The organism is Amycolatopsis sp. NPDC004625 (assembly GCF_040609695.1).
Taxonomy (GTDB): Bacteria; Actinomycetota; Actinomycetes; order Mycobacteriales; family Pseudonocardiaceae; genus Amycolatopsis.
Window position 1 is genome coordinate 26,649 of record NZ_JBEXKX010000039.1, and the last position, 23,755, is coordinate 50,403.

The 23,755-nt window shown below is 70.5% G+C and carries 24 protein-coding genes and 1 pseudogene; 17 read left to right on the forward strand and 8 right to left on the reverse strand.

The genetic code is table 11. The features are described from left to right. Positions 1 to 164 precede the first annotated feature (164 nt). Together ABZW17_RS34155 and ABZW17_RS34160 are read right to left on the reverse strand one after the other, a co-directional pair. A complete protein-coding gene (locus ABZW17_RS34155) occupies positions 165 to 1,421 on the reverse strand; it encodes an MFS transporter (RefSeq protein ID WP_354823390.1) in 1,257 nt (418 codons plus the stop codon). Between the two features lie 113 nt (positions 1,422 to 1,534). Continuing rightward, a complete protein-coding gene (locus ABZW17_RS34160; RefSeq protein WP_354823392.1) occupies positions 1,535 to 1,966 on the reverse strand; it encodes a MarR family transcriptional regulator in 432 nt (143 codons plus the stop codon). A 100-nt stretch (positions 1,967 to 2,066) separates the two neighbouring features. On the opposite strand from ABZW17_RS34160, the gene ABZW17_RS34165 reads away from it, so the two are divergent. Beyond that, on the forward strand, positions 2,067 to 2,648 hold the full coding sequence (locus tag ABZW17_RS34165) for a hypothetical protein (RefSeq protein WP_354823394.1): 582 nt from the start codon (positions 2,067 to 2,069) through the stop codon (positions 2,646 to 2,648). Here ABZW17_RS34165 and ABZW17_RS34170 read toward each other — a convergent pair whose 3' ends face one another. Continuing rightward, complete coding sequence (locus ABZW17_RS34170) at positions 2,649 to 4,118, reverse strand: NCS2 family permease (protein ID WP_354823512.1); 1,470 nt, start codon at positions 4,116 to 4,118, stop codon at positions 2,649 to 2,651. It lies immediately after the preceding gene. A gap of 82 nt (positions 4,119 to 4,200) precedes the next feature. On the opposite strand from ABZW17_RS34170, the gene ABZW17_RS34175 reads away from it, so the two are divergent. After that, on the forward strand, positions 4,201 to 4,428 hold the full coding sequence (locus ABZW17_RS34175) for a DUF2530 domain-containing protein (RefSeq protein WP_354823514.1): 228 nt from the start codon (positions 4,201 to 4,203) through the stop codon (positions 4,426 to 4,428). A gap of 9 nt (positions 4,429 to 4,437) precedes the next feature. On the opposite strand, the gene ABZW17_RS34180 is transcribed toward ABZW17_RS34175, so the two are convergent. Both ABZW17_RS34180 and ABZW17_RS34185 read right to left on the reverse strand, forming a co-directional pair. After that, positions 4,438 to 7,248: a molecular chaperone Hsp90 gene (locus ABZW17_RS34180; RefSeq protein WP_354823396.1), complete on the reverse strand. Its 2,811-nt coding sequence runs from the start codon at positions 7,246 to 7,248 to the stop codon at positions 4,438 to 4,440. Continuing rightward, entirely contained in the window at positions 7,245 to 8,825 is a 1,581-nt protein-coding gene (locus ABZW17_RS34185) for a DUF3027 domain-containing protein (RefSeq protein WP_354823398.1), read from the reverse strand. Before ABZW17_RS34185 ends, ABZW17_RS34180 begins: the two co-directional genes overlap by 4 nt. 51 nt (positions 8,826 to 8,876) lie before the next feature. Here ABZW17_RS34185 and ABZW17_RS34190 point away from each other — a divergent pair, with 51 nt between their 5' ends. The 3 genes from ABZW17_RS34190 to ABZW17_RS34200 are packed head-to-tail and all read left to right on the forward strand — an operon-like array spanning position 8,877 to position 12,078. After that, the gene (locus tag ABZW17_RS34190; RefSeq protein WP_354823400.1) at positions 8,877 to 9,644 is read left to right on the forward strand and encodes a glutaminyl-peptide cyclotransferase; all 768 of its coding nucleotides are present in this window, start codon (positions 8,877 to 8,879) and stop codon (positions 9,642 to 9,644) included. Between the two features lie 50 nt (positions 9,645 to 9,694). Beyond that, a complete protein-coding gene (locus tag ABZW17_RS34195; protein ID WP_354823402.1) occupies positions 9,695 to 11,590 on the forward strand; it encodes an MFS transporter in 1,896 nt (631 codons plus the stop codon). A gap of 11 nt (positions 11,591 to 11,601) precedes the next feature. Continuing rightward, entirely contained in the window at positions 11,602 to 12,078 is a 477-nt protein-coding gene (locus ABZW17_RS34200) for a DUF2771 family protein (RefSeq protein ID WP_354823404.1), read from the forward strand. Between the two features lie 7 nt (positions 12,079 to 12,085). Here the strand turns inward: ABZW17_RS34200 and ABZW17_RS34205 are convergent, their stop codons facing one another. After that, positions 12,086 to 12,472: a cold-shock protein gene (locus tag ABZW17_RS34205; RefSeq protein WP_013230216.1), complete on the reverse strand. Its 387-nt coding sequence runs from the start codon at positions 12,470 to 12,472 to the stop codon at positions 12,086 to 12,088. A gap of 130 nt (positions 12,473 to 12,602) precedes the next feature. On the opposite strand from ABZW17_RS34205, the gene ABZW17_RS34210 reads away from it, so the two are divergent. Further along, positions 12,603 to 12,839 (forward strand): hypothetical protein, encoded by a 237-nt coding sequence (locus ABZW17_RS34210; protein ID WP_354823406.1) that lies wholly within the window; start codon positions 12,603 to 12,605, stop codon positions 12,837 to 12,839. Here ABZW17_RS34210 and ABZW17_RS34215 read toward each other — a convergent pair. After that, positions 12,839 to 13,453: pseudogene (locus tag ABZW17_RS34215) on the reverse strand (HAD family hydrolase); the annotation flags it as partial. The gene ABZW17_RS34210 and the pseudogene ABZW17_RS34215 sit on opposite strands and share 1 nt — an antisense overlap. A 95-nt stretch (positions 13,454 to 13,548) precedes the next feature. Between ABZW17_RS34215 and ABZW17_RS34220 the strand changes: the two are divergent. Together ABZW17_RS34220 and ABZW17_RS34225 are read left to right on the forward strand one after the other, a co-directional pair. Further along, entirely contained in the window at positions 13,549 to 14,133 is a 585-nt protein-coding gene (locus tag ABZW17_RS34220) for a TetR family transcriptional regulator (protein ID WP_354823408.1), read from the forward strand. 21 nt (positions 14,134 to 14,154) lie between these two features. Further along, positions 14,155 to 15,123 carry a R2-like ligand-binding oxidase gene (locus ABZW17_RS34225; protein WP_354823410.1) on the forward strand — a complete coding sequence of 323 codons (969 nt, stop codon included), beginning with the start codon at positions 14,155 to 14,157 and terminating at the stop codon, positions 15,121 to 15,123. A gap of 2 nt (positions 15,124 to 15,125) precedes the next feature. Here ABZW17_RS34225 and ABZW17_RS34230 read toward each other — a convergent pair whose 3' ends face one another. Continuing rightward, the gene (locus ABZW17_RS34230) at positions 15,126 to 16,784 is read right to left on the reverse strand and encodes an AMP-binding protein (protein ID WP_354823412.1); all 1,659 of its coding nucleotides are present in this window, start codon (positions 16,782 to 16,784) and stop codon (positions 15,126 to 15,128) included. Positions 16,785 to 16,888: 104 nt separating this feature from the next. Between ABZW17_RS34230 and ABZW17_RS34235 the strand changes: the two genes are divergently transcribed. From ABZW17_RS34235 to ABZW17_RS34275, 9 genes are all read left to right on the forward strand, one after another. Then, positions 16,889 to 17,788, forward strand: a complete 900-nt coding sequence (locus ABZW17_RS34235; RefSeq protein WP_354823414.1) for a hypothetical protein — start codon at positions 16,889 to 16,891, stop codon at positions 17,786 to 17,788. A gap of 36 nt (positions 17,789 to 17,824) precedes the next feature. Continuing rightward, on the forward strand, positions 17,825 to 19,435 hold the full coding sequence (locus ABZW17_RS34240; RefSeq protein ID WP_354823416.1) for an AAA family ATPase: 1,611 nt from the start codon (positions 17,825 to 17,827) through the stop codon (positions 19,433 to 19,435). Beyond that, a complete protein-coding gene (locus ABZW17_RS34245) occupies positions 19,432 to 19,641 on the forward strand; it encodes a DUF2997 domain-containing protein (protein ID WP_354823418.1) in 210 nt (69 codons plus the stop codon). The genes ABZW17_RS34240 and ABZW17_RS34245 overlap by 4 nt, the downstream gene beginning before the upstream one ends. After that, entirely contained in the window at positions 19,629 to 20,204 is a 576-nt protein-coding gene (locus tag ABZW17_RS34250) for a 4Fe-4S single cluster domain-containing protein (RefSeq protein ID WP_354823420.1), read from the forward strand. The genes ABZW17_RS34245 and ABZW17_RS34250 overlap by 13 nt, the downstream gene beginning before the upstream one ends. After that, the gene (locus ABZW17_RS34255) at positions 20,201 to 20,644 is read left to right on the forward strand and encodes a hypothetical protein (RefSeq protein ID WP_354823422.1); all 444 of its coding nucleotides are present in this window, start codon (positions 20,201 to 20,203) and stop codon (positions 20,642 to 20,644) included. The genes ABZW17_RS34250 and ABZW17_RS34255 overlap by 4 nt, the downstream gene beginning before the upstream one ends. Then, positions 20,641 to 21,819, forward strand: a complete 1,179-nt coding sequence (locus tag ABZW17_RS34260) for a hypothetical protein (protein ID WP_354823424.1) — start codon at positions 20,641 to 20,643, stop codon at positions 21,817 to 21,819. Before ABZW17_RS34255 ends, ABZW17_RS34260 begins: the two co-directional genes overlap by 4 nt. Positions 21,820 to 21,854: 35 nt before the next feature. Beyond that, the gene (locus ABZW17_RS34265; RefSeq protein ID WP_354823426.1) at positions 21,855 to 22,568 is read left to right on the forward strand and encodes an ESX secretion-associated protein EspG; all 714 of its coding nucleotides are present in this window, start codon (positions 21,855 to 21,857) and stop codon (positions 22,566 to 22,568) included. Between the two features lie 85 nt (positions 22,569 to 22,653). Then, entirely contained in the window at positions 22,654 to 23,175 is a 522-nt protein-coding gene (locus ABZW17_RS34270; RefSeq protein WP_354823428.1) for a DUF3558 family protein, read from the forward strand. A gap of 101 nt (positions 23,176 to 23,276) precedes the next feature. Further along, the gene (locus tag ABZW17_RS34275) at positions 23,277 to 23,753 is read left to right on the forward strand and encodes a hypothetical protein (protein ID WP_354823430.1); all 477 of its coding nucleotides are present in this window, start codon (positions 23,277 to 23,279) and stop codon (positions 23,751 to 23,753) included. The last annotated feature ends 2 nt before the right edge of the window (positions 23,754 to 23,755 follow it).

Below are 23,755 nucleotides of genomic sequence, written 5' to 3' on the forward strand. Positions count from 1 at the left end.
CGAAGCGGACATGTATGAGGTTAGCCTAACCTCATCTCTTGCGGCAAGAGGTCCGGCTCGGAGACCCCGATCTCACTCTTTCGAGGGAAGGCTGGTGTTCGAACCCGGATTTTGTCGGTGGCCGTCGATACGGTCACGCCATGAACTCGAACCGATACGCCCCGTCAGACCTTCGCCCGCTTCAGCACCCGCAGTCCGAGCCCCCGCTTCACCGGCCACGACACACCACCCCGCCGGATCAGCACCACCGCGCACACCACCGCGGCCACGGCCGAAACCGCCCCGCCGATGTAGAACGGAGACCGCCCGCCGAACTCCTGGGCCATCCACCCGACCATCGGGCCGCCGACCGGGTTGCCGCCGATCAGCACGAGGACGTACAGCCCCATCACGCGGCCGCGCATCTCCGGGCTGACCGACGTCTGCACCAGCGCGTTCGCCGTGTTGAGGAAGGTCATCGTGGCGAAGCCGAGCGGGATCAGGCCGAGGCCGAACGTCAGGTACGTCGGCATGAACCCGGTGATCAGCTCGAACACGCCGAGGAAGAACGCCGAGACGAGCATGAGCCGGACCCGGGGCCGGCCCTTCGTCCCGCGGCGGGCCGACATGACGGCGCCGGTGAACGTGCCCACCGCGACCAGCGTGGACAGCAGGCCGTAGCCGTCGGCCGCGGTGTGGAAGACGTTCGCGGCGACGATCGGGAGCGAGCTGAAGTACGTGATGCCGAACGTACTGACGAACAGCACCAGCACCATCACCGTCATCAGGTCCGACCGGCGGCGGACGTACCGCAGCCCCTCGGCCAGCTGCCCCTTCTCGCGCGGCACGGCCGCGACGCGGAACAGCTTGTCCGGGTTCATCAGGACCAGCCCGGTGATCACCGCGACCGTGCTGAGCCCGTTGGCGATGAACAGCCAGCCGGTGCCGATCCAGGTGATCGCGAACCCGGCGATCGCCGGCCCGACGATCCGCGCCATGTTGAAGATGGAGGAGTTCAGCGCGACGGCGTTGGCGATCTGGTCGCGGCCCACCATCTCGGCGACGAACGACTGCCGCGTGGGCACCTCGAGCGCCGCCGTCACCCCGAGGGTGAAGCACAGGACGTAGACCTGCCACAGCGCGACGACCCCGCTGATGTCGAGCACGCCCAGCACGGCGGCCTGCAGGCACGCCGCCGTCTGGATCCAGGTGAGCAGCCGCCGCTTGTCGACGCGGTCGGCGAGGACGCCGGCCCACAGCGAGAGGAGCAGCGTCGGCGTGAACTGCAGCGCGACCGCGATGCCGAGGGCGATCGGGTTGTTGCCGCTGAGGGTGAACACCAGCCAGTCCTGGGCGATGCGCTGCATCCAGGTGCCGATGTTCGAGATGACCTGGCCGGTGAAGAACAGCCGGTAGTTGCGGACCCGGAGGGAGGCGAACATGCCGCCGCGCCGGGGCAGGGATGGCGGTGAAGCGGACGGCGGTGGGGCCGTGTCCCGGGTAGCAGTGGTCTGAGTCGAACGCTTGGTTTCGCTACCCGTGGCCGTCACCGTGGTTAGTTCCCCGCCATCCTGTCGATGATCTCAGCGGCTTTCGAGAGCACTTCACGCTCTTCGTCGCCGAGTTCCGCCAATTGCCGGTCCAGCCACGCCTCCCGGACGGAGATCGCCTTCTTCACGTACGCCAGCCCGCTCTCGGACAGCTCGACGATGGCCTGCCGGCCATCGGTCGGGTGCGGGCGCCGCTCGACGAACCCCAGGTCTTCGAGCGCGGCGATCACCCTCGTCATCGAAGGTGGCTGGACGCCTTCCTTCGCGGCGAGCTGACCCGGGGTCAACGCACCGCACTTGTGCAGGGTGGACAGCGCGGCGACCTGCGTCAGCGTGAGGTCGTCCCCGACGCGCTGTGCCCGAAGCCGGCGGTTGAGCCGGACCACCGCGAGACGCAACCGGCTCGCCAAGGAGCGTTCGTGCGTGTCGCCGGACATATAGTTAGCATACCTTACGAAACTTCGGCCGCGCGGGTGATCTCCACCGCAACCCCACCGGGGCTCGAGCGTCCTCTCCAGGACGAGACCTGGGGGTCGGATGAACAAGAAGCTGGTGGGCACGGCCGTGGTCGGCGTGGCGGTGGCGGCGATCGTGGCGGCACAGTTCTTCGGCGGCGATGCCGGCACGCCGGCGGCCGCGCCGCCGCCGACGACACCGGCGCCGACGACCACCACGTTGCCCTACCAGGAGACCAAGCAGATCTACGACTTCCCGGCCGAGGGCGGGCGCGGGACCGGCGGCTTCGACATCGAGATCCCGGTCCCGACCGGCTGGGCCGTCACCGAGGAGAAGGACCGCGCCAGCTACCGCCACGGCGATCTCCTGCTGGAGACCGACCGGGTTCCCCTCGAGCAGGAGGACCCGGTGAGCGGTCTCCGTGCCGTGGCCAAGGCGGCCGGCCACGGCGGCACCGTCACCGAGCACGCGCAGATCTTCTACCGCGACGCCGCCGAATGGGACTACACCGATCCCAACGGCGGGAATCCGCGGCGGGCTGCCGTGGTCGGCCTCGGCGTCGGCGACACCCTCATCACGATCCGGTTCGAGGCGCCGCCGGCCGAGTTCGAGCGCAACCGGGGCGTCCTCGACGCGGCGCTGCAGGTCGGCGGCGCCGGCTGATCAGCGGAACGCCGCCTGGATCGGCCCGACCGCGAAGTAGGCCACGAACGCCAGCGCGATCACCCACATCAGCGGGTGCACCTGGCGCGCCTTGCCGGTGGCCGCGCGGATCACGACGTAGCTGACGAAGCCGGCGCCGATGCCGTTCGCGATCGAGTACGTGAACGGCATGACGACGATGGTCAGGAACGCCGGCAGCGCGATCGAGTAGTCGGTGAAGTCGATGTCGCGAACCTGCGACATCAGCATCGCGCCGACGACGACCAGGGCGGGCGCGGCCGCCTCGACCGGCACGACCTGGTAGAGCGGCGTCAGGAACATCGCGGCGATGAACAGCACGCCGGTGACGACGTTGGCCAGGCCGGTCCGCGCGCCTTCGGCGATGCCGGACGCCGACTCGACGAACACCGTGTTCGAGCTGGCCGAGCCGAAACCGCCGGCCGCGCCCGCGAGGCCCTCGACGAACAGCGCCTTGCCGACGTTGGGCAGCTGGCCGTCCGCCGGCAGCAGGTCGGCCTCCTTGGCGAGGCCGGTCATGGTGCCCATGGCGTCGAAGAAGTCGGCCAGCACCAGCGTGAACACCAGCAGGCAGACGGTGATGATCGGCAGCCGCGTCCAGGCGCCGAACGAGACGTCACCCACCAGGGACAGGTTCGGCAGGCCGAGCACCTGGTCCGGCAGCGCCGGGTAGCCGAGGTTCCAGCCCTTCGGGTTGGTGCCCTGCGACGGCCCGGCCTTGACGATCGCCTCGACGATGATCGCGAGGACGGTCGAGGACAGCACGCCGATCAGGATCGCGCCCTTGACCTTGCGGACCACCAGGACGCCGGTGATCAGCAGGCCGACGACGAACACGGCGGTCGGCCAGGAGGCGATCGAGCCGTTGATACCGAGGCCCACCGGGACGGTGGTGTGCGCGGCGTCCGGCAGCCGGCGCACGAACCCGGCGTCGACCAGGCCGATCAGGCAGATGAACACGCCGATGCCCACGGCGATCGCGGACTTCAGCGACGCCGGCACGGCCCGGAACACCGCGGTCCGGAACCCGGTGAGCACGAGCGCCACGATGATCACGCCCTCGATGACGACCAGGCCCATCGCCTCGGGCCAGGTCATCTGCGGGGCGATGGTGACCGCGACCAGGCTGTTGATGCCCAGGCCGGTGGCGATGGCGAACGGGTAGTTCGCGACCAGGCCCATCAGGATGGTCATCACCCCGGCGACCAGCGCGGTCACCGCGGCGACCTGCGGCACGGGGAGGATGCCGCCGAGGACGTCCTTGTGCGCGCCCGCGTCGTCGGCCGAGAAACTGCCGATGATCAGCGGGTTCAGCACCACGATGTAGGCCATCGTGACGAAGGTGACCAGCCCGCCGCGCAGTTCGCGCGGCACGGTCGAGCCCCGCTCGGTGATCTTGAAGAACCGGTCCAGTGTGGACGTCCCGGTGCGGGTCGTCTCCTGCTCCGCCATTCGCCTGCCCATTCTCTCGCTGCTGCGGAGTACCCTGCACCTCGTGAGTGAACCGATCAATCCACCGGAGGTTACGGGCTCGTTGCGGCACACGCCGGAGCTGCCCAAGAAGCTGACCGACCTGACGCCGGTGGTGATCGTAGGCACCTCGATCTGGGCTGTCTCGCTGGTGGTGCTCTTCTTCACGACTTCGGGGCTCTGGGTGCAGACGGCGCTGGCCGGGTTCGCGCTCGGCTTCGTCGGCATGGCGATCATCGCCTGGCAGCGCGCCGCCGCCCGCCGCGGCTCGAAGTCGGCCCAGCGGCTCTAGCTCCTCAGCTCAGCTCAGGAGGGTCCGCGGCGAGGGGTCGTCGAGGAGGGCCGTGATGAGGTGCCGGTCGGGCCAGCGCCCGGCCGCCCAGGCGAACGCGCGGGCCAGCCCCTCGGACGTGTCGGCCGCGTGCAGCCGGTCGTCGGACCACCACTGGACGTCGTGCTCGGTGCCCTGGATGCGCACGGTGAGCGGGTCGTGCACCAGAACGCCACCGTCGGGCAGCCGGACGCCGAGCAGGTCCGCCACGAGCTTCAGCGCGGGCAGCTCGGCCCAAGGCGCGTACTCGCCTTCGCTGGTGACCTGGGCTTCCTCGGTGCTCGCGAGCGGCAGGTCGAGCAGGTCCGCGAGCCGTTCCGGGTCCTCGGGGGCGACCACGTACTGGCCGGGTTCGAGCGCTCCGGCGACCCACGGCACGTCCAGCACCAGGGCGTCGTCCACAACGGACCCGTCCGCGGCCCGGACGGCCCGCGGCGCACCGGGCTCCACTCCGGACTCGACGACGGCGTCATAGGCCCGCGTGGTCAGCCCGAGCGAGACGACGCGTCCCGGGTCGGCGAGCCGGCCGAGCAGGTCGGCGGCCTCGTCCACAGTGGACACGGCGAGGTCGGCGCGCACCCCGGCGATCCTGAGCAGGTCTTCGTTCAGGCCGACGTCGGGAACCTCGTCGAAGAGCCCCGCCAGATCGGCGTCCGGCAGCCGCCACTCGTTCGGCGCAGCCCCGTCGAGCACGGCGTACTGGGCGATCCACCAGGCAGCGTGCCCCCGCGGCGTGCGCAGGGCGTGCCAGGTTTCGGGCCGCGCGGCGATTAGCTGCAGGGCGGCGGGCCAGGAGTCGTCGGCGACGAGATCGAGGTCCCGGAGCGCGACGAGCGTGGTGGGCGGCTCGGGCTGCGAGTCCCACCATGCTTCTTCGTCGGGCAGGTCGTGATCGGGTTCGTGCGGCTCGTCGTCGACGACGACGGCGAACGAGTCGAGCACCCCGGCGGCTTCGAGCGTGCTTTGTGGCCAGTCTTCGGCGAAGTCCTCGTCGAGGACGTCGAGGGCACCATCTTCCTCGAAGACCTCTTCGTCGAAGATGTCCAGCAGAGGCGAGGAGGGAAGAACGAGCTCATCGGCCCGGCGCCAGGTATCGGTACCCGGCAGGGCAAGCGCGCCGACCCACGGCGGCGCATCGTCCCCGCAGTCGGCAACCAACCGCAGCACGGCCCCGGCGAGCGTCGTACCGTCCAAACCGGACCGCACATCTTCGACACTGCGTTCGACGGCGTCACGCAGCTGATCGGAGTTGAGCAGCTCCCGCGCGTCGGCGTGCTTGGCCCCCAACCGTTCCAGCAGCGGATGCGACGCGGCGGGGTGCACCAGCCGCAGCCCCGGAATGTCCACATCGGACAGCAGTTCGAGCAGCTCGGCCGAGCCGTCGACCAGCAGGCACCCACGAGCACCGGGCAGCGTCCGGCCATCCGACAGCGGAACGGGCAGCCCGTCCAGCCGTTCCCCGGCAAGGGCGTGCGACTCGACGGCAACAGCGAGAGCGGCGTAGACATCCCGCCACCACCCGGGATCCCGGGTGACGCCGGTCAGGGTTTCCAGCACCTCTTCGATGCCGATCACCTGCGCGGAAACGGCTTTCAGCGTTTGCGCCGGCGCCGAGCCCTTCAGCAGGCCCGGCACGAGATCGGCGAGCAGCTGCGGCAACCCGGGCACGTCGACGTCAAGCACCCGAGCCTGGCGCCCGGAGACCTCCACACCGTCCTGAGTGGACAGCCAGGGTTCGGCACTGAGCGTGGCAAGTACCTCGTCACGCAGCTTCGCATCCACAGTGGACTTCGGAAACCCGGGCTTGGGAACAAGCGCGAACCGTTGTTCATCCGGCAGAAGCCGTACCAGCCCCACGTATTCCTTCGCGGCCCGCTCAAGCGCTTCCGTCAGTTCAGCACCGGGAAGCACCCGCCGACGCGAGGGCTCGACGGGAACGGACGCAAGAAGCCGGGCAGGCAGCGAAAGCCCGTCATCGGTCGGCGTGGGCGCACGGAAAACGTCTTCTTCGAGCGGCTCCGGCGTGCCGTCGGTCTTGAGCGGCACAGCCCACACGACGTCACCGCGATGGGTAAGCCAGCGCGTTTTCCCTTCCGGACCCTCGATTTCGACGACGTCACCGTCGGCCTTCCGAGTCCAAACGCGACGGTCCACTTCGAACTCGGCCAGCCACGGCAGGGCGAGCAGCAGGTCACCGACATCCGCGGCGAGTTCGTCCAGAAGCCGTTGCCCGTCAACGCCATCCCGCAACGGAAGCCGAACTTCGGTGTCAAAACCGGCCGGAACATCGGCAGGTAAGGGCCAAGGCAGCCGCAGAACGGGAACGTCACCACCGACGCCGACGGCTTCCCGGGTCCGCTCGGCGGAGAAGACAACCCCGCCGGTGGTGGAAAGAACGCGAGGTTCATCGGAAACGGTCCGCACGGCCGCGAAGCCGACACCGAAGCGCCCAACGGTGTCCCCGGTCTTGCCGGAGGCCCGCAGCGAAGCAAGCGAGGCAACCCCACGAGCGTCGAGCGGCGCACCAGTGTTGGCGAACCGGAGTTCAGAGTCCACAAGGGACACCCGAACCCGCCCAGCCAACCCCCCGGCCATGGCGGCATCGGCGGCATTCTGCGCAAGCTCGACGAAGAGCCGATCCCGATAGGCACCAACGCGCAGATCACGTTCGACGTTGGTGTCCTCGATCAGCCGAGTGGGTGACTCCCGCCAGGAGCGCAGGGTGGTGTCCCGAAGCTGCGCGGTCCCAAAGGGATCAGCAGCAAACGCGTGATCGCTCACCGGTCAGCGTCGAGCGGGGCTCGCGTTTCATCACCCTGCACCTCACCAGCCACCGGCGCAATGGCGTCGGTGACCTCAGCCTGCGTGGGTTCTCCTTCGGCAGGCTCAGGAACGCTCGCCGGGTCACTCACATCGGTGGCCTCAGCCTGAGTGGGTTCCGGGGCAGAATCCTGCTCAGCCACCTCGCTACCCGCGGCAGCCCCCTCCGAGCCTTCCGGCATCAAACCTTCAGCCGGCTCCGAGGCTGTCTCCGGGGCAACCGCACCGATCACCTCGGCCGCATCCGCCGGCTCAACCGCCGCAGATTCCGGCACCTCCGCCACCACCGGCTCGGAGGTCGCCCGCACCTCAGCCGCATCGGCCTGCGCCGACTCAGCCTCCGCCACCACCGACGATTCCACCGGCTCCGAAGCCGCCCCAACCACGGCCGCATCGGTCACCTCGGCTTGCGCCGGCTCAGCCTCCGCGGGTTCCGGCACCTCTGCCACCACCGGCTCGGGCGCGGTCCGCACCTCAGCCACATCGGCCACCGCACCCTGCTCCGGCTCGGTTTCCGCAGGCTCCGGCACTGCCCGCACCTCGACCGCATCCGTCGCCTCGGCCTGCGCCGGCTCAGCCGCCGCGGGTTCCGGGACCTCCGCTACCACCGGTTCGGAGGTTGTCCGTGCCTCGGCCGCATCGGCCTCCACCGGCTCCGCAACCGCACCCTCGGCCCGCTCCCCAACCTCGGCGACCTCCGGCTCCACGTCCGCCGGCGACACGTCCGACTCCGCGACCCCCGTCTCCCCCTCCGCCGCCGGTGTCTCCACCGCCTCCCCAGGAGCCGGTGCGAAGTCCAGCAACGAGTCGTCGTACACCAGCTCCGCCACCGGGATCGATGACGTCACCTCGACCTCTACCTCCGAGTGCGCTCCGCACCCGTACTCCACGTCCACCACGTGGCCGTCCGCCGGGGCGATGTCGTTGCTGCACACCCCGAACACTCCGCGCAGTGAGCCCGCCAACGGAACGAAGAACCCGCACGTCCCGCACACGTCCGGGGCACTTCGCGCCATGTCCGAACGTGGGCCGAACTCGCCCGCGTGCCAGCGGGCCGCCGCGTCCGTGCGGCCGAACCGGGACAGCACGTGGACCCGGCCCAGTCCTGCGTCGCGGGCCGTCTCCTCCACGGACGGGTCGTCCGACTGGAGGTACGCCGGGGCCAGGCGGGGGTCGTTCTCGTCCGTCGGGAAGATGTCGCCGACGCCCAGGTCGCCCGGGCGGACGCGGCGCTCCCACGGCACCCAGGCCGGGGCCACCAGCGCCGACGGGCCCGGGACCAGGACGACCTCACTCACCGTCACCGGCTCGTCGTCGCCCGCCAGGGCCACCGTCACCGACCAGCGCCAGCCGCCGTAGCCCGGGACCTGGGCCTCGAACAGGTGACTCGCCGTCACCGCGTCTTCGCGGGTGACCCCCACGTGCGTGCCGAGCTGCTCCTCGGGTGCGTCCTCCAGCACCGCAGCTCGCGCGAACTCCACCGCGTCGGCGAGTTTGCGCTGCACGGAACCGTCGTCCAGGGTCAGCAGCAGAGTCATGCGGCCAATTGTGCCGCACGCATCCGCGGCGCCCGTGCCAGGCTGTTCATCGTGCGCACGCCGATCGTCACCTCCCTGCTGCTGGCCGCCGCGCTCGGCGGCTGCGCCAGCGCCCCCGCGCAGGAACCCGGGCCGGCACGGCTCACCGTCCAGGTCGTCGAAACCCTGCCCCACGACCCCGCCGCCTTCACCGAAGGACTCGAGTTCGCCGGTGACACCCTCTACGAGAGCACCGGGCTCGCCGGGAAGAGCACCCTCACCGCGGGCCCGGCCGGCGGGCCGCCCCGGACCACCGCCACCCTGCCGTCGCCGCTGTTCGGCGAGGGCGTCACCGTCCTCGGGCCGACGCTGTGGCAGCTCACCTGGCAGGACGGCTTCGCCATCGAACGCGACGCGCGGACCCTCGCCGAGCTGCGGCGCGTGCCCTTCCAGGGCGAAGGCTGGGGGCTCTGCCACCAGGCCGACGGCCGGCTCGTGATGAGCAACGGCTCCTCGCGGCTCACCTTCCGCGACCCGAAGACCTTCGCCGTCACCGGGAGCGTCGAGGTCGGCCGGGACCAGCTCAACGAGCTCGAGTGCGTCGGCGGAGACGTCTACGCAAACGTTTGGCACACCGACACCGTGCTGCGCATCGAGGCCGCCACCGGACACGTCACCGGGACGATCGACGCAGGTCAGCTGCGCGCGAAAGTGAACGCGACGGACGCCGAAGCCGTGCTCAACGGTATCGCCGCCGTTCCGGGCACCGGCGATTTCCTGCTCACCGGGAAGCAGTGGCCGGTCACGTTCCGGGTGAGGTTCGTCCCGGCTCCGGCGTGAAAGCACGGATGAGCAGGCGGAACCGGCCCCCGGTAAGGCAGGATTGACACGTGGCACTCTTCGGCTCCCGCTCCGACTCCGACGGCACCCGGTCGGGTCAGCCGCGCGGCCGGAAGTCCAAGCGGCGCTGGACGCCGGAGCCCGGCGCGGCGCAGGCCAGGGACTGGCGGGACGCGGCCGCGCCCGGCAGCCAGCCACCGCCCACCCGCGTCGCGCACCAGAGCGCGCCGCCGCCCACCCGCGTCGAACGGCCCGTGCAGCCGCCGCGCGGCGGGTTCCACGACGGCCGCGTGCCGAACGCGAACGAGGCGCCCACCGCCGCCGCGCCGTCCGGACGCCGTCCGCCCCCGCGCGGGGCGCGGCCCTACGACCCGCACCGCACCGAGCCGGTGCGCCGCGAGCCGCCCGGTGGCTTCTACCAGGGCGAACGCCGTCCCGGTAGCGGCGAGTACGAGCACTACGACACCGGTGGCTACGCGGGCGAGCCGCGGCCGCCGGAGCCGGAGGCGCCGCCGAGCGAAGAGCCGCGGACGCCCGGCGGCACGCCGAAGCTGCCGAAGAAGATCACCGTCACGCGGGTGGCGGCGATGCGCAGCCGTCAGCTGACCGGCCAGGCCGTCGACGCCTTCCAGCGCGCGACCAAGGCCGACGGCGCCGAGAAGTCCGGCCTCACCTCGCTGACCTACGCCGTGATGCTGAACTACGCCAGCGACGCGGCGATGGCGATCGCGCTGGCCAACACGCTCTTCTTCGCCGCGACCAGCGGCGAGAGCAAGGGCAAGGTGGCGCTCTACCTGCTCATCACGATCGCGCCGTTCGCGCTGGTCGCGCCGGTGATCGGGCCGGCGCTCGACAAGGTGCAGCGCGGCCGGCGGCTGGCGATGTGCGCGTCTTCGGTCGGCCAGGGCCTGATGGCCGTCGTGATGGCGCTGCACTTCGACGACTGGCTGCTCTACCCGGCCGCGCTCGGGATGATGGTGCTGTCGAAGTCGTTCACCGTGCTCAAGGCCGCCGTGACACCCCGAGTGCTGCCCTCGGAGATCACGCTCTCCAAGACGAACGCCCGGCTGACCACGTTCGGCCTGGTCGCCGCGGGTGTGTTCGGCGCGCTGGCCAGCGGCGTCAACGCGATCACCGGCTCGGCGGGCGCGCTCTGGTTCACCGCGCTGATCTGCGTCGCCGCGGCGGTGCAGTCGATGCGGATCCCGGCCTGGGTGGAGGCGACCGAGGGCGAGGTCCCGACGTCGCTTTCGGCCCACCCGAAGGAGAAGAAACGCCGTCAGCCGCTGGGCCGCCACATCGTCGTCGCGCTGTGGGGCAACGGCTCGGTGCGCGTGCTCACCGGCTTCCTGATGATGTTCGCCGCGTTCGCGGTCAAGGCGCAGACCGAAGGCACCGGGCAGACGCCGTTCATGCAGCTGCTCCTGCTCGGCGTGATCGGCGCCGCGGCGGGCGCCGGCGGGTTCCTCGGCAACGCGCTGGGCTCGCGGTTGCACTTCGGCAGCCCGGACCAGGTGATCGTCGGGTGCGTGGCGGGCTGCGTGCTGGCCGCGCTGGTCGCGACGATCCTGCCCGGGCTGGCCACGGCCGCGATCGTCGGCCTGGTCGGCGCCACCGCCAGCGCGCTGGCCAAGATCAGCCTCGACGCCGTCATCCAGGAGGACCTGCCCGAGGAGTCGCGCGCGTCGGCGTTCGGCCGCTCGGAAACCGTGCTGCAGCTGGCGTGGTGCCTCGGCGGTGGCGCGGGCCTGCTGCTGCCGCCGACGTACTGGATCGGCTTCCTGGTGATCACGGTCGTGCTGGCCGTCGGCCTCACCCAGACGTACCTGGTGCGCCGCGGCGGCTCGCTCGTGCCGGGCTTCGGTGGCGACCGGCCGCTGCGGCCGGAGCCGACCGGGAGCTTCCCGGCCCAGGGCCTGCCCAGGGACTCCGCACCCCGCCGGTAGGGTCTGAGCCCATGCGACGTTCCCGGGTGGTGGCCCTGCTTGCGGCCGGTGGGTTCGCGGTGGCCGGGTGCTCGGCCCCGGGCCCGGCCGAGGTCACCTTCTACGCCGACGGCCACACGATCAACACCACGCCGGTGCTCACGTGCGACTACGCGCAGAAGCTCGCGCAGCCGTGCAGCGCCCAGGGCGACACGCAGACGCTGAAGGTCCGCCCGGGCAAGCCGGTGCAGATCTCGGTGCCCGGCGAGGTCGCCGACGCGCCGTGGCAGATCGTCTACGAGTACGTCACCCCGCAGGGCGAGTACAAGCAGAGCGACCCGATCCCGTTCACGTCACTCGACCGCTACGCCTATACCGTGACGCCGCCCACGCCTGCCGATCGCATTTCCGCGGTGGACGTGCAGAAGTACACGGCTGTGCTGAACGCGAGCACCGGCGAGTCGGGCCTGCTGCCCAGCGACGTCTGGGGCCTCCGGCTGGAGGCGTAGGGATCGCTTAGGGATCGATGTCCCGGGCGACCGCACGCATGATCTCGGCGATCTGCTTGGTGTGCTTGCGGTCCGGGTAGCGGTTGCGCCGCAGGTCCGGCTGCACCTTGAGCTCCAGCAGCTTGATCATGTCCTCGATCAGGCCGTGCAGCTCTTCGGCGGGGCGGCGACGCGCCTCGGCCACGGACGGCGGCGGGTCGAGCAGCCGGACGGAAAGAGCCTGCGGCCCGCGGCGGCCGTCGGCCACGCCGAATTCGAGCCGCTGCCCGGCCTTGAGCCCCTCGACGCCCTGCGGCAGCGCGGCCTTGCGGATGTAGACGTCGGCGCCACCGTCCTGCGTGACGAACCCGAACCCCTTCTCCGCGTCGTACCACTTGACCTTGCCGGTCGGCACTTCCCTCACCAGTCCTTCTGCTGTCCGCTCACGACTAACGCGCCCGGGGCGTACCCAGGGCGCGCTGGGTAAAGGGTATCTCGCCACACGCCCTGGGGAGAAGCCGATACCGGCGGATACCCTCTCCGTCATGAGTAAGGCGACGAAGGAGGCCGCCGTGGCCGCTCCCGGCAAACCGTTCCTGATGCGCGTCGGCATCGGGCTTTTCGGCCTCGGCATGCTCGCCGTGCTGGCGGTGTTCATCATGTTCGCCGCCGGCCTGGAGAACCTGCCGATCTGGCTGTCGGTCGCCGCCGGGGTCATCACGCCGCTGGGCCTGTTGCTCGGCCTGATCGCGCTGGTGATCGAGGCCCGCGCCAAGAATTAGGGCACGGCCGCGAACGTCTTCTCGAACCACGCCGGGAACTCCGTCAGCGACTCGAACACCACCTCCGCTCCTTCGCTCAGCAGGAGCGCGCGATCGCACGGCCCCGTCGTGACGCCGACCGCGATGGCGTTCGCGGCCAGCGCACCCCGGATGTCGCCCGCGTGATCTCCGACATACACGCGGGCGTCGTGCGCCAGGAGCGCCTCGGCCTTCTGCGTCGACCACAGCTCGCCGACGACCTCGTCGACGTCGAGCCCGAGCGCGTCCACGTGCAGTTGCGCGTTGGGCCCGTACTTCCCGGTGACGACCAGCGTGCGCCCGCCGGCCTGCCGCACCGCGCGCAGCGACTCGACCGCGCCCGGCAGCGCGACCGTGCTCGGGACGACCACCTCGGGGTAGATCGCGCGGAACCGGTCGACGAGCCCGGGGATGCGTTCCTCGGGTGCCTCGAAGCCGCGCAGGATGTCGTCCAGCGGCGGCCCGAGGTTGGCCGCGAACGCCTCGCCGTCCAGCGGCAGGCCGGATTCGGCGCCCAGCGCGTTCATCGCCGCGGCCATCCCCGGCCGGGCGTCGATCAGTGTCATGTCGAGGTCGAACCCCACGGTGATGCCCACGACCGACACGTTAGCCGGAGGGACCGACAGTTTTACACGTCAACCGATCATGTACAGCGCCTTGACACCGGAGTGATCTGTGTCAAGGTGAAGGTGTGACCAGCTTCACCCAACGGACGAAGGCGTCCCTGCGCGAAGCCCTGCTCGACGCCGCCGCCGACCTGCTGCCGGACCGCGGCCACGCGGGCCTGCGGATGGCCGACGTCGCCGCGAAGGCCGGCGTGAGCAGGCAAACGGTCTACAACGAGTTCGGGAACAAGGCGGCGCTGACCCAGGCGGTGGCGCTGCGCACCGCGTCGGAGTTCCTCGACGGGATCCGGCAGCGGTTCGAAACGGCGGACGGGCTTCTGGCGGGCATCCACCACGCCGTCGTCTACACGATCGAGCACGCGCGGGAGAACCGCCTGGTCGCGGCGGCGCTCGGCACCGAGGCCGGCGAGGACCTGCTCCCCCTGCTCACGACGAAGGGCGAGCCGATCCTCACCGCGGCCGCCGACCTCGCCGCGGAGCAGTACCGGGAGTTCGAACCCGGTCTGTCCGCCGAAAGCGCGGCCCTGCTCGCCGAGACCGTCGTCCGGCTTTCCCTGTCGCACCTGGTGCTTTCCACGCACTCGGCGGCCGAAGCAGCCGACGCCGTCACCGCCGTCATGGCACCCGCCATCCGCCAGTTCGCCCACTGAATCGCCTATCGGAGTGACACGATGACCGACACGCTGCCGGAGCTGCGGACCGGCTTTTCCTCCCTGCGCCGGGGCGGGCTGAACTGGGACTCGTTCCCGCTTCGCCTGTTCGTCAAGGGCAACAAGAAGTTCTGGAACCCGGCGGACATCGACTTCAGCCGCGAACGCGAAGGCTGGGACACGCTCAACGACGAGCAGAAGCGCAGCACGACGTACCTGGTCGCGCAGTTCATCGCCGGCGAGGAGGCCGTCACCGAGGACATCCAGCCGTTCATGCGGGCGATGTCGGCGACCGGCCGGTTCGGCGACGAGATGTACCTGACGCAGTTCTGCTTCGAGGAAGCCAAGCACACCGAGGTGTTCCGGCGCTGGATGGACGCGGTCGGGCTGACCGACGACCTCCACCCGTTCGTCGCCGAAAACCCGCACTACCGCAAGCTGTTCTACGAGGAGCTGCCGCAGTCGCTGCGCGCGTTGGAGGACGATCCCAGCCCGCTCAACCAGATCCGCGCGAGCGTGACGTACAACCACGTCATCGAGGGCAGCCTGGCGCTGACCGGCTACTACTCGTGGCAGCTGATCTGCACCCAGCACGACATCCTGCCGGGCATGCAGGAACTGGTCCGCCGCATCGGCGACGACGAGCGCCGCCACATGGCCTGGGGCACGTTCACCTGCCGCCGCCACGTCGCCGCGGACGACTCCCTGTGGGACGCGGTGCAGCAGCGCATGGGCGAGCTGCTGCCGCACGCGCTGAACATGATCCAGTGGGTGCAGGACCAGTTCGAGGAGCTCCCGTTCGACAACGACCCGCAGGAGATCGTCCAGTACGCGGCGGACCGCGCCCAGCGCCGCCTGGGCGCGATCGAGTCGGCGCGCGGGATGCCGGTGGAGCAGATCGACCTGGACTACTCGCCGGAGCACCTCGAAGAGACCTTCGGCGAGGAGGACGCGAAGGCGATCGCGGAGGCCGCCGCGGCCGTCTCCTGACGTCAGGCGTGCTTGGTGGCGGCCGCCTGTTCCAGCCCCAGCAGGGTGATCGACTTCTCGCGCATCTCCACCTTGCGGACCTTCCCGGTGACCGTCATCGGGAACTCCTCGACGACGTGGACGTACCGCGGGATCTTGTAGTGCGCCAGTTTTCCGCTGCAGAACTCGCGCACCGCCTCCGCGGTCAACGGTGAAGCGCCCTCGCGCATCCGGATCCAGGCCATCAGCTCTTCGCCGTACTTCTCGTCCGGGACGCCGATCACCTGCGCGTCGAGGATGTCCGGGTGCGTGTAGAGGAACTCCTCGATCTCGCGCGGGTACAGGTTTTCGCCGCCGCGGATGACCATGTCCTTGATGCGGCCGGTGATGTTGAGGTAGCTGTCGGCGTCCATCACCGCCAGGTCACCGGTGTGCATCCAGCGGGCCGCGTCGATCGCCTCGGCCGTCTTGTCCGGCTGCTCCCAGTAGCCCAGCATCACCGAATACCCGCGCGTGCACAGCTCGCCCGGCTCGCCGCGCGGGACCGTCAGGCCGGTCTCCGGGTCGACGACCTTGACCTCCAGGTGCGGCCCGACCCGCCCGACCGTCGACACGCGGCGCTCGATCGAGTCGTCCGCGCGGGTCTGCGTCGACACCGGGGACGTCTCGGTCATGCCGTAGCAGATGGACACCTCGCTCATCCCCATCCGGTCGATGACCTGCTTCATCACCTCGACCGGGCACGGCGAGCCGGCCATGATCCCGGTGCGCAGCGACGACAGGTCGAACTCGCCGAAGTCCGGGTGGTTGAGCTCGGCGATGAACATCGTCGGCACGCCGTAGAGCGACGTGCACCGCTCGGCCGCGACCGCTTCGAGGGTGGCGCGCGGGTCGAACGCCGGGGCCGGGATGACCATGCAGGCGCCGTGGCTGGTGCAGGCCAGGTTGCCCATCACCATGCCGAAGCAGTGGTAGAAGGGCACCGGGATGCACACCTTGTCCTGCTCGGTGTAGTTGCAGAGCTCGCCGACGAAGTAGCCGTTGTTGAGGATGTTGTGGTGGGACAGCGTGGCGCCCTTGGGGAAGCCCGTCGTGCCCGAGGTGTACTGGATGTTGATCGGGTCGTCGGCCGACAGCCCGGCCTGCAGGTGCGCCAGCTGCGCCCGGTCGCCGCCGCGGCCCGCCGCCAGCAGCGCCTGCCAGTCTTCGCCGCCGAGGATCACGACGTGCTCGAGCGCGGCGCACTTCTCGCGGACCTCGTCGACCATCGCCGGGTAGTCGGACGTCTTGAACGCGTCCGAGGCGACCAGCAGCCGGATCCCGGCCTGGTTGAGCACGTACTCCAGCTCGTGCGACCGGTACGCCGGGTTGATGTTGACCAGGATCGCGCCGATCTTGGCCGTCGCGTACTGCAGGACCGTCCACTCGGCCCGGTTCGGCGACCAGATCCCCACCCGGTCGCCCTTGCCGAGGCCCCGGGCGACCAGGCCCAGCGCCAGCGCGTCCACTTCGGCGGCCAGCTCCCGGTAGGTCCACCGGCGGCCGGCGGCCCGGTCCACCAGGGCGTCACGGTCACCGAACGCGGCCACCGTCCGGTCGAAGTTGTCGCCGATGGTGTCTCCGAGCAGCGGGACCTCCGAGGTCCCCGAGGCGTAGCTCGGCAGGGCGGGCGCGTCAGGCATGGTGCCTCCTGAAGTCGGCGGTGACTGGGCCCGAGTCTAAGAACCCGGTACCGGGTCAGCCAGCTCGGTGGCAGGATCTCCCGGGGAAAAGGGGAGGAAATCCGATGCGCAGAATCCTGGCTCTGGTGTCCGCCGTCCTGCTGCTCGCGGTGGCCGCACCGGCGTCGGCGGCGACGAAGGTGATCGTGCTGCCCGGCGCCAAGTCCGCCGAAGGGATCACCGCCGCCGGCGGGGGCAGCTACTACACCGGCGACCTCGTCGCCGGCACGATCTTCCGCGAGGACCTGCGGCGCGGCACCGCCGAGCGCTTCATCGAGGCGCCACCCGGCGAGAAGGCGGCCGGCGTGGACTTCGACCGGCGCCACGACCTGCTGTTCGTCGCCGGCGCGGACGGCGGGAAGGCCTACGTCTACGACGTCCGCACCAAGGCGAAGATCGCGGACTACACCTTCGGCGACCCGCAGACGTCCTACGTCAACGACGTGGTGGTGACGCCGCAGGGCGCGTGGTTCACCGACTCCTACCACCCGCAGCTGTTCTTCGTGCCGGTCGTGGCCGGCCGGCTCGGCACCCCGCGCACCCTGCCCCTGACCGGGCCCGGAGCCGGCGGCTCGCCGGGCGACTTCTTCATGAACGACATCATCGCGACGCCGTCCGGCAGCACGCTGCTGGTGGCCGCGACGATCCCGGGCAAGGTGTACAGGATCGATCCGCGCACCGGGGTCAGCGCGGAGATCGCCGGGGTGGACGCGCCCAGCGTGGTCAGCCTCGTCCTCGAAGGCAACCGGCTCTGGGCGGTGCAGCTCGACGACAAGATCACCCGGTGGTGCCTCGACGGCGGCCTGAGCCACGGCACGTCGGACGGCACCATCACCGATCCGCTGTTCGACCAGCCGGTTTCGGCGATCAAGGTGGGCGACCGGCTCGCCGTCGTCAACTCCCACATCTACAGCGGTTACCCGCCCACCAGCCCGACGTACGAGGTCCTCGTCGTCGGCGCCTGAGTTGGTAGGGTCCGAACGGAGTCGAGGGGGCGATCGATGGCCGGGTTCCGCGACGAACTGACCCAGTTGCTGCAGGCGCGCTACCCGCTGCTCGTCGTCGAGACGCACGAAGAGCAGCGGGTGCTGCGGGAGATCCGCGCGGTCGCCGAGGACCAGCAGCGGCTGCGGACCCCGCGGCGCGTGTACGTCTGGTCGTCCACCACCGGGCTGGCCCCGGCGGGTGGCCCGCCGATCGCCGAAACGCGCACCGCGTCCGCCGCGCTGGAGCGCGTCTACGGCTGGGGCGAGCCCGCCGTCTTCGTCTTCGCCGACCTGCACCCGTCGCTGGTCTCCGAGGGCGGGCACCGGCCCGATCCCGAGGTCGTGCGCCGGCTGCGGGAGCTCGCCGCCGCGTTCAAGACCCGGCCGGTGCCGTTGAGCGTGATCCTGGTGTCGCCGTCGCTGCCCGTGCCGCCGGAGCTGGAGCACGACGCGACCGTCGTCGACTTCCCGCTGCCCGACCAGGGCCAGATCGGCGAACTGCTGGACAGCATGGTCGCCGCGCACCGGCAGCACGTCCGGATCAGCATCGACCGCACCGACCGCGACCTGATCATCGGCGCCGCCCGCGGGCTGACCCTGCCGGAGGCCGAGAACGCGTTCGCCAGGGCGCTGGTCGAGGGCGGCGGGCTGGACCCGGGCGACCTGGAGCTGATCCTGGCCGAGAAGCGCCAGGCCGTCCGGCGGTCCGGGATGCTCGACATCGTGCCGGCGGAGACGAGCTTCGACGCCGTCGGCGGCCTCGACCGGCTCAAGCGCTGGCTCACCAAGCGCACCGGCACGTGGACGCCGGCCGCGTCGGCGTACAACCTGGCGGCGCCGAAGGGCCTGCTGCTGACCGGCGTGCCCGGCTGCGGCAAGAGCCTGTCCGCGGTGTGCGTCGCGAACATGTGGCGGCTGCCGCTGCTGCGGCTGGACCTGGGGCGCGTCTTCGCCGGGCTCGTCGGCTCGAGCGAGAAGAACATCCGCACGGTGATCCGGACCGCCGAAGGCATCGCGCCGTGCGTGCTGTGGGTCGACGAGATCGAGAAGGGCCTCGCGGGCGCGGGCGGCGGTGGCGACGGCGGCACCGCGCGGCGCGTGTTCGGCACGTTCCTGTCGTGGATGCAGGAGAAGTCGGCGCCGGTGTTCGTGATGGCCACCGCGAACCAGGTCGGCTCGCTGCCGCCGGAGTTCCTGCGCAAGGGCCGGTTCGACGAGATCTTCTTCGTCGACCTGCCTTCGGCGCCCGAGCGCGCCGCGATCTGGCGGATCCACCTGCGCAAGCGCGTCACCGATCCGTTCGTGGGCAGCGAACTCGGGCTGGACGACGGGCTGTTCGCCGAGCTCGCCGACGTCAGCGCGGGCTACAGCGGCGCCGAAATCGAGCAGGCAGTGCTGTCCGGCCTGGTCGACGCGTTCGCCGAGAAGCGGCCGTTGCGCCGGGACGACCTCGTGCGGGCGGTGAAGTCGACCGTGCCGCTGTCGGTCACCCAGGCCGACGAAATCCTGGCCATCCGGAACTGGGCGGAAACCCGCGCGGTCGCGGCGACGGACACGTCGGTGCCCGCGCCGGAGCCGGTTGCGCCGCCCCCGGCGTCACCGAGTGGGAGGACGATCGACGTATGACGCACCGCGTGACCGTGACGGTCGGCAAGGACGGCTCGATCAGCGCCGAGACGCACGGCGTGACCGGCTCCCGGTGCCTCGACTACATCCCGCTGCTGGAGGACCTGCTCGGCGCGGAGACGGAGTCGTCGGAGTTCACCGAGGACTACCGGCGCACGTCGGTGGAGGAAACGGCGTCGCAGCAGCAGTCGCAATGGAACTCCTGAACCTGCACCGGATCGTCGACGTCACCCTCGCCGAAGGCCCGGGTGCGCGGTGTGCCGTGTGGACGCAGGGGTGTTCGGTGCGCTGCCCCGGCTGTTTCAACCCGCAGACGTGGACGACCCGCGGCGGGTTTTCCCTGCCGTGGCGGGACTTGGTCTCCCGGGTGGTGGCCGTCGAGGGGATCGAAGGCGTCACGCTGCTCGGCGGCGAGCCGTTCGACCAGGCGGAACCGTTGGGGCGCTTCGCTTCCGCGGTCCGGTCCGCGGGGCTTTCGGTGATGACGTTCACCGGGCACGTGCTGGAGGACCTGCCGCCGTCCGAGTTGCTGGATTCGACGGACCTGCTGGTGGACGGGCCGTTTCTGATCGACCGGCCGGAGAAGTCGCGGCCGTGGGCAGGCTCGGCGAACCAGCGGTTCCACTTCCTGAGCGACCGTTACGACGAGTCGATCTTCACCACGCCGAACCGCCTGGAGCTGCGGATCGCGCCGGACGGCGGGATCGAGCTGAACGGGTTCGCCACCACCGAAGTACTCGAAGCGCTGCTCGAAGGGGATCACCGATGAGTGTCACGCTCAAGCTGCGCAGTGCGGCACTGGCCCAGCTCGACGCGGCCACCCTCGCCGCGCACACGCAGGCGCAGGCGGGGGTCGTCACGGTCCGGACGCGGATGCGGCACCGGGACCTGCTGGCCCGCGCGCTGGTGGCGCTGCGGGCCCAGGTCGCCGACGACGGCACCGCCGTCACGGCCGCGTGGGAGGGCCGCCGGATCACGTTCACCTACGGTCCCGAGGGCGTCCAGGTGGCCCACGTCGACGGCCCGGGCCTGGTGCCGGCCGAAGCGGCACGGCTGGTCCTGTCGGTCGACGAGGCTTACGCGGCCGAGGTGCAGCGAGCGGTGCTGGCGCGGCTGAAGGACCGGGCGGCGCAGGCGGGCATGCGCGTCGAGTCGGAGCGGGTCAACGCCGACCAGTCGATCAGCGTCACGCTGGCCGCGACGTCGTGACCGAGACCAGGGTCGGCCTGATCGAGTTCGGCAAGGCGATCCACGACTCGGTCACCGTCCCCGGCCTCGGCGAACTGCCCGGCGGCCAGGTGAGTTCGGGCCGCGCGGTCCGCGGCGCCCGCGCGCGGCTGCTGCGGGGCGACCGGATCGTCGAGGACGACCTGCGGCTCGGGATCATGGTGCGGAAGAAGTTCTTCTCCAGCGACGTCGAGCCGGTGACGGACGCCGGGTTCCTGAAGGACGTGTTCGTCGCGACCGGCCGGCGCGACCTCGCCAAGGGCGATTCGCTGGAGCTGTACACCGACGACGCGGTGGGCCCGGACCTGAGCCGTCAGGAGGGGGTGGCGTCGGTGCTGGCGCCGGCGTTCGACCAGCTGACGGGCTTTCACGCGCAGGTGCAGGTCCGGAACGGCGTCCTGCGGTCCGGGGCGTTGTGTTCGCCGGGCCGCGGCGGCCGGCCGGTGCGGGTGCTGGGGTTGTTCGGGCCGTCGGGGCCGCTCGACTCGCTGGCGTCGGGTGGCGTGGGCACGGTGTTGCTGGGCTTCCAATGCGACACACCGCCGTTTCCGGGCGATGCGCTGACGGCGTTTTCGTCTCCTTCGCCGGAGTCACTGGAGCGGCGTGCCGGGACGGCGGTGGTGCACGGGGTGAGCGACCTGGGCAACGGTTCGGTGGTGGCGGCGGTCGAGGTACCGGAGGAGCGGACGGCGGCGTTCACGGTGGGGGTGAGCGTCCGGGTCCTGCGGCCGATCGGCACGACGTTCAACGAGCGCCACACGGTGATCGCGGGTCGGTTGCCGGTGCTTTCGCTGGCGCGGGACGGGATCGCGGTGCCGGCCACGGCCGGGGCGCGGGTGTTCACGGTCGGGCTGGGGACGCGGGATCTGCGGCAGAACGACGTGATCGAGGCTTATGTGCTTCCGTTGGCGCCCCCGCCTCCTCCTGTGGTGGACGTCAACACGGCTTCAGGTGATTCGCTGGCCGGTTTGGGCCTTTCGCCAGCTTCTGTGGCAACGGCCCTGGAGTTGCGCCGACGTCAGGGCGGCTTCCCGGACGTGGAGGCATTCGGAGTGGCGATCGGCTTGCAACCGCACGAGATCGTCCGCCTCCGCGGACGGGCGACGGCCACCCGGGTGGCATCGCCCGAGACAGGCATCCGCCAGCTCGACATTTGACGGCGCGGGGTACCGGTTCCGCTACGCTCGGGGACGTGCCGGAGGAATTCTCGCTGGGCCTGACGGAGGTCACCGCCGCGGTCCGCCGCACGGGCCTTCCGGCGAACTGGCACCCGTTCGAGATCCCCAGCCCGGGCCACACGCTGGAGGAACACGAGCGCATCCTGGCATCGGCATGGGAGTCGATGCGAGCCCGCGGCCTGGCGGGGCCGGAGAAGCTGGACATCGAGGTGGAGCAGACGCTCAGGGCGTGGACGCAGCCGGAGGTGCTGATCATCGTCAGGGCGGCGGAAGTGACGGACTCCCGCCAAGTGTTCTACCGAGCGACGATCGGCCACGGCCTGGGCGTGTACTCGGAGCTGCTGCCGGACGCGATCAACTTCGTCCGGATCCGCCCGGACCATCTGGTCGACGCCCTGGTGAGCATCCTCCCCCGCTACGGGCCGCTGCCGGTGGCCCCGGTGACGTCGACGGTCGGCCCGAACCGGCCGCCGGACACCGAAGCGCTGCGCGACTACGCCCAGTGGACCCCGCACCGTCACGGCACGTTCGAGCTGTCGACCCGCATGGGCCAGGGCAACCTGCGCCCGGCAGGAACAGTGACGTTCGCCGACACCGACGGCGGCCGGTACCTGACGTTCACGGAGCCCCTCCCGGGCGGCGAGACCCGCATGAAGTTCACCCCCTCGGACGGAGGACACCTGAGAGGGTGGCTGCACGAGCGCATCGAGGAGACGACCCACCGGTGACGTGCATCCTCGCCTCGCCGTGCGGCCTACCCGTAGTGTTCAGGTCGTGACCCGAGCAGTTCGCCTTCGCGCCACCGTCCTCACATTGGCCACACTGACGCTCGCAGTGAGCGCTTGCGACAGCAAGGTGGGAGGCACGCCACAGGCGGCGGGCACATCGTCGAGCAGTGCCCCGACGACAGCTTCGAGCGGCGGGACGAGCGACAACCCGTTCGCCGGGATGGATCCGTGCAAGCTCCTCGACCAGGTGTTGGCAGGCCAGGGCTACACAGCGGCGAAACGAAGCGATGCGGACGCGGCCCACAACTGCGACGCCAAGAAAACCGACTACGGCGTGGTGGGCCTCGCTCTCCAACCCGGTCAGACGATCAACGACATCACCACGACCCCGGGCAAGGCCAGTACCGGGGACGTCAACGGGCGACCTGCTGTGCAGGAGCGCGACGCTCTCGGTGGCACCGGCTCCTGTGACGTCTCCATGGAGGTGAAACCGAAGTCCCGGGCCACTGTCTTGGTCACCCTCCAGACAGCGAGCACCGAGGAAGCGTGCCAAGTCGCCAACGACGTTTCGACGAAGGTCGAGCCTCTCCTTCCCGCGAACGGCTGAGATCGCCCTCAACGGGTTGCCGGCGTCACGGACCTGCTGACACCGTGGATTGTCACTACTACAGTTGCGGCGGGTACGCACGGTGTCGAGAGGGGTGGGCGATGACGACAGGTGCACACTTCGGCAGTGAGCCGCCCGCGGCGGGTGACGCCGGCAACAACTTCCTCTCAGGCTTGCTGGATGTCCCGGTCGACGAGGAAGGCGCCAAGCGGCTCAACGCCGGCGCCCAGCAGTTCAAATCGCTCGCCGAGGGGGGCGGGTTCGGGATCAACCAGGCAGGCTTCGACGCCTACACCAAGGTGTGCGACCGGTTCATCCACGAATTCGACGAAATCTTCCACGACGTGAAGCTCCTCGCCCGGGCTCCTGGCATGGGCTCGAGTAGCTACGCCAAGGACATAGCCGATTTCAACGCGAAAGTCGCCGCCGACGGCGACCAGTCGCTGATTCCGAACCTCGAGTTGCTGAAGCAAGGTTTCATCCAGGTCCGCGAAGCACTGGAGATCGCCCGCAAGAACTACCGTGAGACCGAAGACGCCCACAGCCAGACCTTCGCCAAGCTTCGCGGGAGTGAGTGACC

Excerpts from the sequence above, each read along its gene's own strand:
- ABZW17_RS34200 (WP_354823404.1), top strand. The coding sequence starts at position 11,602 with ATGCGACGTTCCCGGGTGGTGGCCCTGCTTGCGGCCGGTGGGTTCGCG.
- ABZW17_RS34245 (WP_354823418.1), top strand. The coding sequence starts at position 19,432 with ATGACGCACCGCGTGACCGTGACGGTCGGCAAGGACGGCTCGATCAGC.
- ABZW17_RS34235 (WP_354823414.1), top strand. The coding sequence starts at position 16,889 with ATGCGCAGAATCCTGGCTCTGGTGTCCGCCGTCCTGCTGCTCGCGGTG.
- ABZW17_RS34275 (WP_354823430.1), top strand. The coding sequence starts at position 23,277 with ATGACGACAGGTGCACACTTCGGCAGTGAGCCGCCCGCGGCGGGTGAC.
- ABZW17_RS34155 (WP_354823390.1), bottom strand. The coding sequence starts at position 1,421 with ATGTTCGCCTCCCTCCGGGTCCGCAACTACCGGCTGTTCTTCACCGGC.
- ABZW17_RS34240 (WP_354823416.1), top strand. The coding sequence starts at position 17,825 with ATGGCCGGGTTCCGCGACGAACTGACCCAGTTGCTGCAGGCGCGCTAC.
- ABZW17_RS34160 (WP_354823392.1), bottom strand. The coding sequence starts at position 1,966 with ATGTCCGGCGACACGCACGAACGCTCCTTGGCGAGCCGGTTGCGTCTC.
- ABZW17_RS34210 (WP_354823406.1), top strand. The coding sequence starts at position 12,603 with ATGAGTAAGGCGACGAAGGAGGCCGCCGTGGCCGCTCCCGGCAAACCG.
- ABZW17_RS34230 (WP_354823412.1), bottom strand. The coding sequence starts at position 16,784 with ATGCCTGACGCGCCCGCCCTGCCGAGCTACGCCTCGGGGACCTCGGAG.
- ABZW17_RS34185 (WP_354823398.1), bottom strand. The coding sequence starts at position 8,825 with ATGACTCTGCTGCTGACCCTGGACGACGGTTCCGTGCAGCGCAAACTC.
- ABZW17_RS34170 (WP_354823512.1), bottom strand. The coding sequence starts at position 4,118 with ATGGCGGAGCAGGAGACGACCCGCACCGGGACGTCCACACTGGACCGG.
- ABZW17_RS34225 (WP_354823410.1), top strand. The coding sequence starts at position 14,155 with ATGACCGACACGCTGCCGGAGCTGCGGACCGGCTTTTCCTCCCTGCGC.
- ABZW17_RS34165 (WP_354823394.1), top strand. The coding sequence starts at position 2,067 with ATGAACAAGAAGCTGGTGGGCACGGCCGTGGTCGGCGTGGCGGTGGCG.
- ABZW17_RS34255 (WP_354823422.1), top strand. The coding sequence starts at position 20,201 with ATGAGTGTCACGCTCAAGCTGCGCAGTGCGGCACTGGCCCAGCTCGAC.
- ABZW17_RS34250 (WP_354823420.1), top strand. The coding sequence starts at position 19,629 with ATGGAACTCCTGAACCTGCACCGGATCGTCGACGTCACCCTCGCCGAA.